Origin of the sequence: Methylobacterium sp. PvR107, from assembly GCF_017833295.1 — a bacterium.
In the GTDB taxonomy this organism is placed as follows: domain Bacteria; phylum Pseudomonadota; class Alphaproteobacteria; order Rhizobiales; family Beijerinckiaceae; genus Methylobacterium.
The window spans coordinates 5306402-5318904 of the sequence record NZ_JAFIBW010000001.1; the positions used below are offsets into that span (position 1 = coordinate 5306402).

Annotated in this window: 11 protein-coding genes; 5 read left to right on the forward strand and 6 right to left on the reverse strand. The window is 70.0% G+C overall.

Annotation, left to right across the window (positions count from 1 at the left end; all coding sequences use genetic code 11):
• Window positions 1-17: 17 nt before the first annotated feature.
• Both mraY and murD read left to right on the forward strand, forming a co-directional pair.
• A complete protein-coding gene (gene mraY, locus JOE48_RS25070; protein ID WP_210033785.1) occupies window positions 18-1103 on the forward strand; it encodes a phospho-N-acetylmuramoyl-pentapeptide-transferase in 1086 nt (361 codons plus the stop codon).
• Between the two features lie 206 nt (window positions 1104-1309).
• Window positions 1310-2674, forward strand: a complete 1365-nt coding sequence (gene murD, locus JOE48_RS25075) for a UDP-N-acetylmuramoyl-L-alanine--D-glutamate ligase (RefSeq protein ID WP_210033786.1) — start codon at window positions 1310-1312, stop codon at window positions 2672-2674.
• A 263-nt stretch (window positions 2675-2937) separates the two neighbouring features.
• Here murD and JOE48_RS25080 read toward each other — a convergent pair whose 3' ends face one another.
• Together JOE48_RS25080 and JOE48_RS25085 are read right to left on the reverse strand one after the other, a co-directional pair.
• The gene (locus JOE48_RS25080) at window positions 2938-3375 is read right to left on the reverse strand and encodes a response regulator (protein ID WP_210033788.1); all 438 of its coding nucleotides are present in this window, start codon (window positions 3373-3375) and stop codon (window positions 2938-2940) included.
• A gap of 57 nt (window positions 3376-3432) precedes the next feature.
• Window positions 3433-4509, reverse strand: a complete 1077-nt coding sequence (locus JOE48_RS25085) for a histidine kinase dimerization/phosphoacceptor domain -containing protein (protein WP_210033791.1) — start codon at window positions 4507-4509, stop codon at window positions 3433-3435.
• A gap of 205 nt (window positions 4510-4714) precedes the next feature.
• On the opposite strand from JOE48_RS25085, the gene JOE48_RS25090 reads away from it, so the two are divergent.
• The 3 genes from JOE48_RS25090 to JOE48_RS25100 all read left to right on the forward strand — a co-directional run bounded on the left by JOE48_RS25090 (window position 4715) and on the right by JOE48_RS25100 (window position 7806).
• Window positions 4715-6100, forward strand: coding sequence for an AmpG family muropeptide MFS transporter (locus JOE48_RS25090; protein WP_210033793.1), 1386 nt, complete (start codon window positions 4715-4717; stop codon window positions 6098-6100).
• Window positions 6101-6125: 25 nt separating this feature from the next.
• Window positions 6126-7064 (forward strand): EcsC family protein, encoded by a 939-nt coding sequence (locus JOE48_RS25095; RefSeq protein WP_210033795.1) that lies wholly within the window; start codon window positions 6126-6128, stop codon window positions 7062-7064.
• 82 nt (window positions 7065-7146) lie between these two features.
• The gene (locus JOE48_RS25100; protein ID WP_210033797.1) at window positions 7147-7806 is read left to right on the forward strand and encodes an MgtC/SapB family protein; all 660 of its coding nucleotides are present in this window, start codon (window positions 7147-7149) and stop codon (window positions 7804-7806) included.
• A gap of 13 nt (window positions 7807-7819) precedes the next feature.
• On the opposite strand, the gene ilvA is transcribed toward JOE48_RS25100, so the two are convergent.
• The 4 genes from ilvA to JOE48_RS25120 form a co-directional block, all read right to left on the reverse strand.
• Window positions 7820-9412, reverse strand: a complete 1593-nt coding sequence (gene ilvA, locus JOE48_RS25105; protein ID WP_312893427.1) for a threonine ammonia-lyase, biosynthetic — start codon at window positions 9410-9412, stop codon at window positions 7820-7822.
• 24 nt (window positions 9413-9436) lie between these two features.
• Window positions 9437-9784, reverse strand: a complete 348-nt coding sequence (locus JOE48_RS25110; protein WP_210033804.1) for a diacylglycerol kinase — start codon at window positions 9782-9784, stop codon at window positions 9437-9439.
• Complete coding sequence (locus JOE48_RS25115) at window positions 9781-10836, reverse strand: AbrB family transcriptional regulator (RefSeq protein ID WP_210033806.1); 1056 nt, start codon at window positions 10834-10836, stop codon at window positions 9781-9783. The genes JOE48_RS25110 and JOE48_RS25115 overlap by 4 nt, the downstream gene beginning before the upstream one ends.
• Before the next feature lie 108 nt (window positions 10837-10944).
• Window positions 10945-12432: an argininosuccinate lyase gene (locus JOE48_RS25120; protein WP_210033808.1), complete on the reverse strand. Its 1488-nt coding sequence runs from the start codon at window positions 12430-12432 to the stop codon at window positions 10945-10947.
• Between the last annotated feature and the right edge of the window lie 71 nt (window positions 12433-12503).

Consider the following 12503-nt stretch of genomic DNA (forward strand, 5'->3'; position numbering starts at 1 on the left):
AGGGGCCGAGCGCCCGAATGCTGTACCTTCTCTCGGACCTGAGCAGCAGCTTCACGCCGCTCAACGTGTTCCGCTACATCACCTTCCGCACCGGCGGCGCGCTGTTTACGGCGGGCCTGTTCGTGTTCTGGTTCGGACCCTGGATCATCTCCCTGCTGCGCCTCCGCCAGGGCAAGGGCCAGCCGATCCGCGAGGACGGCCCCCAGACCCACCTGCTGACCAAGCGCGGCACGCCGACAATGGGCGGGCTGATGATCCTGGCGGGCGCCATCGTGGCGATCCTGCTCTGGGCCAACCCGCGCAACCACTATGTCTGGGTGACGCTGACGGTCACCCTCGGCTTCGGGGCGATCGGCTTCTACGACGATTACCTCAAGGTCACGAAGCAGTCGCACAAGGGGTTCTCGGGCAAGTTCCGGCTGTCGCTGGAGGCGATGATCGCCATCGCGGCCTGCACAATCATCTCGGTCTACTCGCCCGCCGCTTTGCAGAACCAGCTCGCCTTCCCGGTCTTCAAGGACGCGCTCCTCAATCTCGGCTGGTTCTACGCCCTGTTCGGTGCCTTCGTGATCGTCGGGGCGGGAAATGCCGTCAACATGACCGACGGGCTTGACGGGCTTGCCATCGTGCCGGTGATGATCGCCTGCGGCACCTTCGGGTTCATCGCCTACCTGGTCGGCAACTCGTTCACCGCAAGCTACCTGCAGGTGAATTACGTGCGCGATTCCGGCGAACTCGCGGTGGTCTGCGGCGCCGTGATCGGCGCCGGGCTCGGCTTCCTGTGGTTCAACGCACCGCCGGCCCAGATCTTCATGGGCGACACCGGCTCACTGGCGCTCGGCGGCCTGCTCGGCACGATCGCGGTCGCGACGAAGCACGAGATCGTCCTGGCGATCGTCGGCGGCCTGTTCGTACTGGAAATGATGTCGGTGATCATCCAGGTCGCCTCATTCAAGCTGACCGGCAAGCGGGTGTTCCGCATGGCGCCGATCCACCACCATTTCGAGCAGAAGGGCTGGAAGGAGCCACAGGTCGTCATCCGGTTCTGGATCATCGCGGTGATCCTGGCGATGGCCGGTCTGGCGACGCTGAAGCTGCGCTGAGAAAATGTGATAGAGGGCGATCCGAGAGGACGATCACACCCTCGCCCTCATCCTGAGGTGCACCCGTCGAGCAAGTGCCTCGAAGGCGGCTTCCAGCCGGCTCAGCGATCCCTGGAGGCTTCCTTCGAGGCCCGACGACGCGGGCAGCTCAGGATGAGGGTCCGGGTCGGATCGTCCCGGTCCGGCTGCCGCATCCAGAGTTCCGCATGACGCCCATCACCACCTTCGCCGACCGCACCGTCGCCCTGTTCGGGCTCGGCGGCTCAGGGCTCGCCACTGCGCTGGCGCTGAAGGCGGGCGGTGCGGGCGTGCGGGCCTGGGACGACAATGCCGACAGCCTCGCCCGAGCCCGGGAGGCCGGGATCGAGACGCAGGACCTGCGCGAGGCCGACTGGTCGGGCTTCGCCGCGCTCGTGCTCAGCCCCGGCGTGCCCCTGACCCATCCGGAGCCGCACTGGAGCGTCCGGCTCGCCCGCGACGCGGATGTTGAGATCATCGGCGATATCGAGCTGTTCTGCCGCGAGCGCCGGGCGCACGCCGCCGGGGCGCCGTTCGTGGCGATCACCGGTACCAACGGCAAGTCGACCACCACGGCGCTGATCGCCCACGTGCTCGCGCAAGGAGGCCGTGACGTACAGATGGGCGGCAATATCGGGACCGCCATCCTGTCGCTGGAGCCGCCCGCCGCCGGCCGCGTCCACGTGATCGAGCTGTCGTCCTTCCAGATCGACCTGACGCCGGGTCTCGATCCGAGCGTCGGCGTCCTGATGAACATCACCCCCGACCATCTCGACCGCCACGGCACGATGGAGCAGTACGCGGCCATCAAGGAGCGCCTGATCCGCGGTTCGAGCCTCGCGGTGGTCGGCGTCGACGATGCGCCCAGCCGAGCCATCGCCGACCGGCGCGGCGCCGACCTCGTGCGCGTGCACGTGCCCCATGGCGAGACGCTCTGCACCGACGCGCTGACCGTGCGCGACGGGATCGTCCGCGATCCGGACGGCACGGCGCTCGCCGACGTGAACGGGATCGGCTCGCTCCGAGGCGCTCATAACTGGCAGAACGCGGCGGTTGCCGTGGCGGTGGCCCGGGCGCTCGGCCTTTCACCCGCGGAGATCCAGGCCGGACTGACCTCGTTCCCCGGCCTGCCGCATCGGATGGAAGAGGTCGGACGGCGCGGGTCCGTGCTGTTCGTCAACGATTCGAAGGCGACGAACGCGGATTCGACCGAGAAGGCGCTCATGGCCTTCCGGGACATCCACTGGATCCTGGGTGGCAAGCCGAAGGACGGCGGGATCTTCCCGTTGGTGCCGTATTTCGAGCGGGTCGCCCACGCCTACCTGATCGGCGCCGCCTCCGACGCCTTCGCGGCGACGCTGGAGGGCGCCGTCCCCTACACCCGCTGCGAGACCCTGGAGGTGGCTGTTCCGAAGGCCGCCGCGAACGCCGCCGCCTCGGGCGCCCCGGAGCCCGTGGTGCTGCTCTCGCCGGCCTGCGCCTCCTACGATCAGTTCCGGAACTTCGAGATTCGCGGGAACCGCTTCCGGGAACTCGTTCAGGCGCTGTCCTAGAAGACGGGCCTGAAACGGCCTTTCACGGTGTGTCCGACTTGGGACGGGGTCTGGGCACTCCCGCGATGGCCAGCCCCGGCGCCGTCATCCCCCGGGCCGCGCAGCGGAACCCGGAATGACGGGACGACGTCCCGTTGCGGACGAACGAGGATCCCGGAGCGGCGCGTTGCGGTGTGCCTCTCCTTCAGGAGGAAGGGTGACAGCCGCTTCCGAAGCCGTCTGACCCGCATTTCGAGGAGGCACGGAGCCAAAGGCCGAGCTACTCAGACCGGGGCGGGCGAGAAGCCGTCCGGGCAGGCCGGCTCAGGGCGGCCGGACCGGCGGTCCGCCACGTAGTCGAGGGTGCTGGCTACGACGCGTTCGGAATAGGGTTTCGCGATCACGCCGATCGCCCCCGCGAAATCGGTCGGAATGCGCTTGGCGTTTGCGGTCATGAACACCACGGTGGTGCGCTGGTCGGCCGAGAGCGCCCGAGCGACCTCGATACCCGTCGGGCCGTCCACAAGATAAATATCCACCAGGGCGACATCGGGCGCCGTGGACCGGCCCATCGCGATCGCCTCGGCGGCATTCCCGGCGACGCCGACCGTCACGTGCCCGAGTTCATCCAGAAGGCTTTCGAGTTCCAGCGCGATCAGGGCCTCATCCTCGACCACGAGGACGCGGAGCGCGGTTTCCGCGGCGGCGTTCCCGGTCCCCATGCGCTCTCCGATTCCCGGCTTCGCAGCCGCTGAGCTTGAAGCGTCCGCGCAGATTTCTCAAGATACGGGCTGCAGCGGGATGTCGATCTCCACGGTGGTGCCCGGAGCGGCATCCGACCACGCGATGGTTCCGCGCATCTGCCGGACGACCATCTCGACCAGATTGCGGCCGAAGCCCGCCGGATTGGCAGGGGTCGCCGCGAGGCCGACCCCGTCGTCCCGGATAGTCAGGTGCATGCCGGCTTCGTTGCGACGGGCCACGATCGAGACGCGGCCCTCCCGCGCGTCCGGGAAGGCGTGGCGCAGGGCGTTCGCGGTCAGCTCGTGGATGAGCAGGGCGAGCGGCGCCGCCATCGCGGCCGCCACCGCGATCGGCTCGACATCGGCCTCGACCCGCCGCTGATCCGGGTCCAGCCCGGCATTCATGTCGGCCAGGAACTCGGCCGTGAAATCCCCGAGATTGAAATGCGTGATGTCGCCTTCGGAATAGAGCATCCGATGGGCTGTCGACAGCGCACCGATGCGTTCCGCCATGCTCTGGAGCGCGTCGCGCGCCTCGCCCTCCGGGGTCCGGCGCGCCTTCAGCAGCATCAGCGAGGAGATCACCTGAAGGTTGTTCTTCACCCGGTGATCGACCTCGTGGAGCAGGGCTGTCTTCTGCTCCAGCGCCGCGGTGAGGTCTTGGGTGCGCGCGTCGACGAGGCGCTCCAACTCGTCGTTGGTGCCGCGCATGGTGACTTCCATCTGGTGGACATGGGTCATGTCCGCCTGGGCGGCGTAGTAGAAGGCCACACCCTCCGCGTCGGAGACCGGGGTGATAGTCATCGCATTCCAGAACGCCGTGCCGTCCTTCCGATAGTTGAGCAGCTCCACCGAGATCGGCTCTGCGGCCCGAACGGCCTCGCGGATTCGATCGACTGTGGTCCGGTCCGTGGCCGGCCCCTGAAGCATGCGGCAGTTGCGTCCGACAATCTCGTCTGCGGCGTAGCCTGTCGCCTGGAGAAACGCGTCATTCGCCCAGGCGATCGGGTTGTCGGGCGCGCGGGCGTCGGTGATCACCATGGGTGATGGGCTGCGCGCGAACGCGTCGACCAAGGTCGCGGGCGGCGGACTGGGTTCGACTTGGGCACTCAACTCGGTATTCCACACTCAGGCGGTGTAACCCGTTCGTCCCACGGCACCCCGATCGCGCCGCGCTGCGCGGGACATGGGCACCGCGTTAGGCAAGCTTCGATCAAGATTGAGGCAAAAGACATCGGAATCCAGCGGAATTTCCTGCGGCGTAAGGCTGCCACGATTTCGCGGGATCAAGGCCACGCAGGCGCAGGAGTTCCATGCCATGGCCAACCAGCCACAGGCGATTCGTCGTTTCCGGTTCCGCGACATCGTCGAGGACCGGCGCATCGCACTGATGCTCGCGCTCGGGTTCTCCTCGGGCCTGCCGCTGCTGCTCGTCCTCGGGACGTTCACGCTCCGGCTCGCCTTCTCGGATATCGACGTGCGCGCCATCGGGTTGTTCAGCTACGTGGCGCTGCCGTACTCGCTGAAATTCCTCTGGGCGCCCGCGATCGACCGCCTCACCGTGCCAATCCTCGGCGCGCGTCTGGGTCGCCGCCGCGCCTGGATGGTGACGACGCAGGCGTCCGTCGCCCTGTGCCTCATCCTGATGGCGTTCTCCGACCCGAAGACCAGCCTCGCGCTCCTCGGCCTCGGGGCGTTCCTGGTGGCGTTCTGCGCCGCCAGCCAGGACGTGGTGATCGACGGCTGGCGCATCGACGCGGCCGGCAGCGATTTCCAGGGCATCCTGGCGGCGACATCGAACCTCGGCTACCGCCTGGGCCTCATCACCGCCGGAGCAGGGGCGCTGTTCATCGCCTCGGCCGGCGGCTGGACCCTGGCCTATCTGATCATGGCGGCGCTGATGCTGGTCGGGATGATTGCCGCCCTGCTGGCCCCGTCCTTCGACACCCGCCGCGCGCCCCTGACGGAGACACCCGGCCGTTCCCGGCTCTGGTCGATGCGCCGCGCCGTCCTGGAGCCGCTGACCGAGCTGCACGGGCGTTTCGGCGGCGCCCTCTGGGGTATCTTGCTGCTGGTGGCACTCTACCGCCTGCCGGACTTCCTGTCCGGCGTCATGGCGAGCCCGCTCTATCGGACCCTGGGCTTCGACCTGAAGGAGATCGCCACCGTCACCAAGCTCTACGGGATCTGGATCGGAATCGCGGGCGGCTTTGCCGGCGGCTGGGCGCTCGCCCGGCTCGGACTGTTCCCGACTTTGCTTCTGGGCGCCTTCCTGGCTGCATCCTCGCACCTCGCCTTCGCGTGGCTCTCGGCCGGACCGGCCGACCTGTGGCGGCTGACCGTGGCCATCTCCATCGAGAATTTCTGCGGCTCCTTCGCGGGGATCGTGCTGATCGCCTACATGTCGAGCCTGACCAGCGCAGCCTACGCGGCAACGCAGTATGCGCTGTTCTCCTCGCTCTACGCGCTGCCCGGCAAGCTCGTCGCGGGCTCATCGGGCTTCGTCGTGGCGGCGATCGGCTACCCGGCCTTCTTCGTGATGACCTCCCTGGTGGGGATCCCGGTGCTGGTCCTCTGTCTTGCGGTCGGGCGTCGCAGCGGCCGTCCGGCCGCCGAGCTGGCGTCGCGGGGGACCGAGGAGGCGGGGAACCGCATCCCGGGGCCCGAGCTTCCTTCCACGGCGCGCGCCCCGGGGGCAGCGTGAGCGGGACAGATCCAGGAATTTGCGGATGAGCACGAGCGACCTCACCCTCGCCGGCGAGACGCTGCCGGCAGCGACCCCAGAGACGGTCCTGAGCGACGCGGATCTGGCGGCCCTGCGCCGGGCCGTTCAGGTCTTGGAGCGCCCGAGCCTCGCGGCCCGCCTCTCCGCGGCGGCGGGCGCCCCGCTAGACATCATCGGCCGCTCGCTCCCCGCTCCGGTCACCGAGGCGGTCGGCCGCAGCACCGAGGCCGCCATGCGGGGCGCGATGCGCGTCGCCCTGGCCACCCTCCCGCGCAAGGAACTCGTTCCGTCCGAAGGCGAGATTCTCGGTTCGACCGCCGGGAAGATCGAGGGCCGGCTCGCGCGGCTGCTCGGTTCGAGCGAAACCCGGCACAAGGCGATGGCGGCTCTCTCGGGCGCGGTCGGCGGGGCCTTCGGGCTCACGACGCTGGCCGTCGAGCTACCGGTTTCCACCACCCTGATGCTCCGCTCCATCGCGGAGATCGCCCGCGAGGAGGGCGAGGATCTGGAGACGCCCGAAGGCGCGCTCGCCTGCGTTCAGGTCTTCGCGCTGGGCGGCCGCACCGCTGCCGATCCGGAGGCGGGCTCGGCGCTGACCGAGAGCGGCTACTTCGCGGTCCGGGCGGCTCTGGCCAAGACGCTGTCGGAAGCGGCCCGCTACGCCGGCAGCAAGACCCTGCTCGATCAGTCTGCGCCCGCGCTGATCCGCTTCACCGCGCAGATCGCGGCGCGGTTCGGCCTCGTGGTCTCACAGAAGGTCGCCGCGCAGGCTGTGCCGATCCTCGGCGCATTTGGCGGCGCGGCGGTCAACACCGCCTTCATGAACCACTTCCAGGGGACCGCGCGGGCGCATTTTACCGTCCGGCGCCTCGAGCGGACCTACGGGGCCGCCGCCGTCCGGGCTGCCTACGAGGTCGAGAAAGCCGCCCTCGGCATCGCTTGATAAGCCGGCTTAAAATCCGCAAGGATCGTCCGCTTCCGCACATGGCGGATGACGGGAGGCGATCCTGATCGGCAACGCGGAAATGGTGGCCCGGCTGGCGCTGGCGGCGCTGTTCGGCAGTGTGATCGGCCTGGAACGCGAGCGCCTGCTCTGGGCGGCGGGTCTTCGGACCCACATGCTGGTCTGCGTCGGCTCGTGCCTGATCATGCTGGTCTCGGCCTTCGGCTTCGCCGACGTGCTCGGGACCGACCACGTCGTGCTCGACCCGTCCCGCATCGCCGCGCAGGTGGTGTCCGGCATCGGCTTTCTCGGGGCCGGCACGATCCTGCTGCGCGGCGAGGTCGTGAAGGGCCTGACCACGGCCGCCAGCCTCTGGGGCGTGGCGGCGATCGGGCTCGCCATCGGCAGCGGGCTCTACGTTCCGGCGCTCGCCGCCACGGCGCTGATCGTCGGCATCCTGGCCGGCGTGAAGCCCTTCGAGGAGCGGTGGCGCGACCGGATGCGGGCCCAGACCCTGCGGCTCACCGCGCGCAAGGGGACGTTGTCGATCGACACCCTGCAGGCGGCGACCGGCGAGCGCGCCTCGCGGGTGCGGACCTTCACGGTCCGCCCGAGCGCCGACCCGGACTTCGACGAGGTCAGCGTGACCTTCGTCCGCCTGTCCCGCACGAGCTTCGAGGCGATCGCCGCGAAGCTGCGGGCCCTGCCTGACGTGACGGCGGCGGAGGAGGCGGACGAATGACCGGGGTGGCGGCTCACGCCACCCCGGCACCCTCGCCGTCGAGGAACAGACGGTAGGCCGGGTTCTCGGTCTCGTCCGTGGCCGGGTAGCCGAGCGCCTCGACGACCGCGTCGAATCGCGCCCGTTCGCCCGGCGGCACCGCGATGCCGGCGAGCACCCGGCCGTAATCCGCGCCGTGGTTGCGGTAGTGGAACAGCGTGATGTCGAAGTCCGGGCCCAGCGCCTCGAGGAACTTCATCAGCGCCCCCGGCCGCTCCGGGAACTGGAAGCGGAACAGGCGCTCGTGCGCCACCCCGACGGCCCGGCCGCCGACCATGTAGCGGACATGGACCTTGGCCATCTCGTTGTCGCTCATGTCGAGGACCCGGTAGCCGGCCTCGCGCAGCGAGCCGATCAGCGCCTGCTTCTCGCGCTTGCCCCCGCTGACGTTGATGCCCACGAAGATCTGCGCCTCGGCGCCGGGTGCGTGGCGGTAGTTGAACTCGGTGACGGCGCGCGGACCCAGCGCCTGGATGAAGGCCCGGTAGGCGCCGGGCCGTTCGGGGATCGTCACGCCGATCAGGACTTCCCGCTGCTCGCCGATCTCCGCCCGCTCGGCGATGTGGCGCAGGCGGTCGAAGTTGAGGTTGGCTCCCGACGAGATGGCGATCAGCGTGCCGTCGCCGCCCTCGCGCTCGGCATAGAGCTTGGCGCCGGCCAGACTGAGCGCGCCGGACGGCTCGGACACGGCGCGGGTATCGTCGAAGATGTCCTTGATGGCCGCGCACATGGCATCGGTGTCGACGGTGATGACCTCGTCGAGATGCTCGCGGCAGAGCCGGAAGGTCTCCTCGCCGGCCTGACGCACGGCGACGCCGTCGGCGAACAGGCCGACGGAGGGCAGGCTCACCCGCGTGCCGGCGGCGAGCGCCGCGGCCATGCAGGCGGCATCCTCGGGCTCGACGCCGATCACTTTCGTGCCGGGCCGCAGGTACTTCACGAAGGTCGCGATGCCCGCGGCGAGGCCGCCGCCGCCCACCGGCACGAAGATCGCCTCGATCGGCCCGGTATGCTGCTCCAGGATCTCCTTGCCGATCGTGCCCTGGCCGGCGATCACATCCGGATCGTCGAACGGGTGCAGGAAGGTCAGGCCCTGCTCGGCCTCGAGGATCTTGGCCTGGGCCAGCGCCTCGTCGAAGGCGTCGCCGTGCAGCACCACCTCGGCACCGCGAGCCCGGCAAGCATCGACCTTGATGGAGGGCGTGGTCCGCGGCATCACGATCACCGCCCGGGCGCCGAGCTTGGCGGCGGCCAGGGCCACGCCCTGCGCGTGGTTGCCCGCCGACGCGCAGACCACGCCGCGCGCGATCTGGTCCGCGCTCAGGCCCGACATCTTGTTATAGGCGCCCCGCAGCTTGAAGGAGAAGACCGGCTGCAGATCCTCGCGTTTAAGCAGCACCCGCCGGCCGAGCCGCTGCGTGAGGCGCGGCATCGGGTCGAGGGGGCTCTCGATCGCCACGTCGTAGACGCGGGCGGTGAGGATCTTGCGGATGTAGTCCGTCACGGTTTGGGGTCTCGGCCGATCTGCGGGGCTATGCCGGCCACATAGACCCTCCGGCCCGCAGATGCGAGCGCGCCCCCCTGGCGCAGATCAGCCCAGCCGCTCGACCAGCGCCGTCACCCAGACCAGCAGCGCCGCCATCTGCGCCATGAAGGTGCCGGCGGAGGCGAGGTCCTTCACGGTGCCGATCATCGGGTGGTGGCCCGGATGGACGTGGTCGCAGAGCTTCTCGACGGCGGTGTTGAGGAACTCGGCGGCCAGCATCAGCAGCAGGCTGACCATCAGGGCGACGCGCACCCAGAGCGTCGCGCCCAGGAACAGGGCGACCGGCACGCCGAGCGCCAGCAGGACCAGTTCCTGCCGCACGGCGCGTTCGGTGCGCGCCCCGTGGCGCAGGCCGCGCCAGGAATTGAGGAAGGCGAGGACCAGCGCGTTCATCGGGCCGCCTCCGGCACGGAGCGGCTGATCCACTTGGCGAGCAGCGGGCCGGTGAGCAGCACCACGAACAGGCGCAGCGTCTGCACCGCCAGCACGAAGGACACGTCGGCCTTCGAGCCGACCGCGATGATCGCCACCGAATCGAGGCCGCCGGGGCTCGTCGCCAGAACCGCGGTGAGCAGGTCGATCGGCAGCAGCAGGGTCAGCCCCCAGCCCCAGGCGGCGCACAGGGCGATCACCGAGAACGTCGCCGCCAGGATGCCCGGCAGGGCCGTGACGGTCAGCCGCAGGGTCTCGCGGGTGAAGCGCAGGCCCACATAGACGCCGATGCAGGCATAGGCGAGCTCAAGAAGCGGAACGGGCAGCGCCATGCGCACGAGCCCGGTGGCGTGGAGCAGGCTGCCGAGCACCATCGGGCCGACCTGCGCGCCGGCCGGGACCCGCAGGGCGAGCGCCGCCCCGGCGCCCACGACAGCGACGGCGAGCGTCGCCAGGAGGGAGAGCGGCCCGGTCACCTCGCCGGCCCCCGCGGCGGCGCCCGGAACCGGGGCCTCCATCAGGAAGCGCGCCGCCAGGGAGGCCGAGAACACCACGGCGGCCACGCGCACGTACTGCATGAACGCGACCAGACGCGGATCCGCACCGAAATCCTCGGCCATCGCCACCATCGCGGAGGCGCCGCCCGGTGAGGATCCCCAGGCGGCCGTGGTCCCGGGCAGGACCCGCAGCCGGGTGAGGATCCATCCGACGAGGCCGCTGACCGCGACAGTCACCAACACGACCGCGACGATGAGCGGTCCGTCCTCCAAGAGGGTCTGGGCGATCTGTCCCGTGACGGCGTGGGCGACGAGGCAGCCGATGGCCGCCTGCGAGGCCTGGAACGCGGCGCGCGGCACGCGCAGGCGTGAGCCGCCGACCCCGAACGCGATGGCGCCGATCATCGGCCCGAGCAGCAATGCGGCCGGAAACTGCGCGCGCACCAAGCCGTAGGAGATGAGCGCGGACGCAGCGATGAGGGCGGCCCAGAGGCCGAGTGTGCGGGGAGAGGGCAAGGCGACCGACAAGGAGGTGCCCGCAAGGACCGTCGGGCGTCTGGCGCGCTATAGCGCAATCTTGGCCCTGTCGCGGCAGAGTTTCGGCACGGCGGCCGTGCGCGACCGTCAGGGCTCCTGCGTCACGGCCGCGAAAGCCTGATCGAGGCGCGCCCTGGCATCGGTCAGGCTCTTGCGCCGGCTCTCAAGCCAGTTCCGATCCGCCTCCAGCCGCGCCTGGGCGACGCCGAGCATGCGCCGGATCTCGGTGGGCTGCGGTCCGCCGAGGCCCCTGGCGGCGTCGATCATGCCGCGCGCCGACAGCGCCGCCCGGAACCGGGCCTCGTCGAGGGGCAGATCCGGCTTCAGCCCGGATCCGGCGGCGGCCTCGGCGTAGATCCGCTGCACCTCGGGGAAGGGCAGGTCGGCCGGGCGCAGGTCGTGGCTGCGGCCGTAGCTCACCAGTTCGGACGCGAAATGGTGGCCGAGCCGGAACGGCACGTCGGCCTCGCGCTGGAGCGTGTCGGCGAGTTCGGTGGTCGTCGCGTAATCCGCCGCGACCTCGTCGGCGGCCCGCGCCCGGTCCACGACCAGCCCGTCGAGCACGCGGGTCCAGCGCCGGCACAGCTCGGCAGCCTCGGCAAGGGTCCGGCCCGGCGGCACGTCCTGATTGCGCTTGTAGTCCGGCATGCCCGAATCGACGTTGTGCGCCATGATCACGAAGGCCTGCAGGGCACCGACCACGTCGCTCGCCTTCATCCGCAGCCCGTAGAGCGCCACCGGATTGCGCTTCTGCGGCATGATGCTGCTCGGGCCCGTGAGTGCGCCCTCGCGCAACAGGATCCACGGTCGGGTCTGGTGATACTGGGCGTAGAGATCCTGCGCGAAGCTCCCGGCGGTGGTGGCGAGGTTCGCGGCGAGCCCGGTCAGCTCTAGGCCCAGATCCAGCGGCGCGAGCTGGCCCGCGTCGTAGCTGTTCTCCACGGGCGCGTCGAAGCCGAGTAGGTCGGCCAAGCGCTTCCGGTCCACCGGGAAGCTCGACGTACCGAGCGCCGCCGCGCCGAGGGGCGACAGGTTCAGGCGCGCCCAGGTCTCGCGCAGGCGGTCCGCGTCGCGCGTCAGAGCCGCCGCGTAGCCGAGGAGATAGTGGCCAAGGGTCGTCGGCTGGGCCTGCACGCCGTTGGTATAGGCCGGGATGATCGTGTCCGCCTCGCGCTCCGCCACCGCCAGAAGGGCCGCCCGGGTCGTATCCAGGGTCTCCGCCAGGGCGAGGAGGCGGTCGCGCTGATCCAGCTTCAGAACCGTCGGGATGATGTCCTGGCGGCTGCGGCCGGAATGCATCCGCGTGGCGTCCGGACCCGCGATGGCGGTGATCAGCGGCTCGATCCGGAGGTAGTCGTCCGGACGCTCCGCCCCCGGCTTGGCGGCATCGGCGGCGACCCGATCGAGCGCGCGGGCGATGGTCGCCCCGAGGCTGCGCGGGACGATTCCGGTCTCCACCGTCATCACCAGCGAGGCCCGGTCGATCGCGTCGATGCGGGCGAAAGTGTCCCGGGGCTCGGCGCGGGCACCGGGGGCGATCAGCGCCAGAACCGCCCAGATCATCGTGCGCCGCATCGGTCCGCTCCGCGTCTTCCGTGAGGCCCTGATAGCCCGTTCGATCAAATCTTTCCTATTCCCGACCTCCT

Bases quoted from the DNA above. Each gene is read 5' to 3' on its own strand.
- mraY (WP_210033785.1), top strand. From the start codon at position 18: ATGCTGTACCTTCTCTCGGACCTGAGCAGCAGCTTCACGCCGCTCAAC.
- JOE48_RS25095 (WP_210033795.1), top strand. From the start codon at position 6,126: ATGAGCACGAGCGACCTCACCCTCGCCGGCGAGACGCTGCCGGCAGCG.
- JOE48_RS25110 (WP_210033804.1), bottom strand. From the start codon at position 9,784: ATGAACGCGCTGGTCCTCGCCTTCCTCAATTCCTGGCGCGGCCTGCGC.
- JOE48_RS25080 (WP_210033788.1), bottom strand. From the start codon at position 3,375: ATGGGGACCGGGAACGCCGCCGCGGAAACCGCGCTCCGCGTCCTCGTG.
- murD (WP_210033786.1), top strand. From the start codon at position 1,310: ATGACGCCCATCACCACCTTCGCCGACCGCACCGTCGCCCTGTTCGGG.
- JOE48_RS25120 (WP_210033808.1), bottom strand. From the start codon at position 12,432: ATGCGGCGCACGATGATCTGGGCGGTTCTGGCGCTGATCGCCCCCGGT.
- JOE48_RS25090 (WP_210033793.1), top strand. From the start codon at position 4,715: ATGGCCAACCAGCCACAGGCGATTCGTCGTTTCCGGTTCCGCGACATC.
- JOE48_RS25100 (WP_210033797.1), top strand. From the start codon at position 7,147: ATGGTGGCCCGGCTGGCGCTGGCGGCGCTGTTCGGCAGTGTGATCGGC.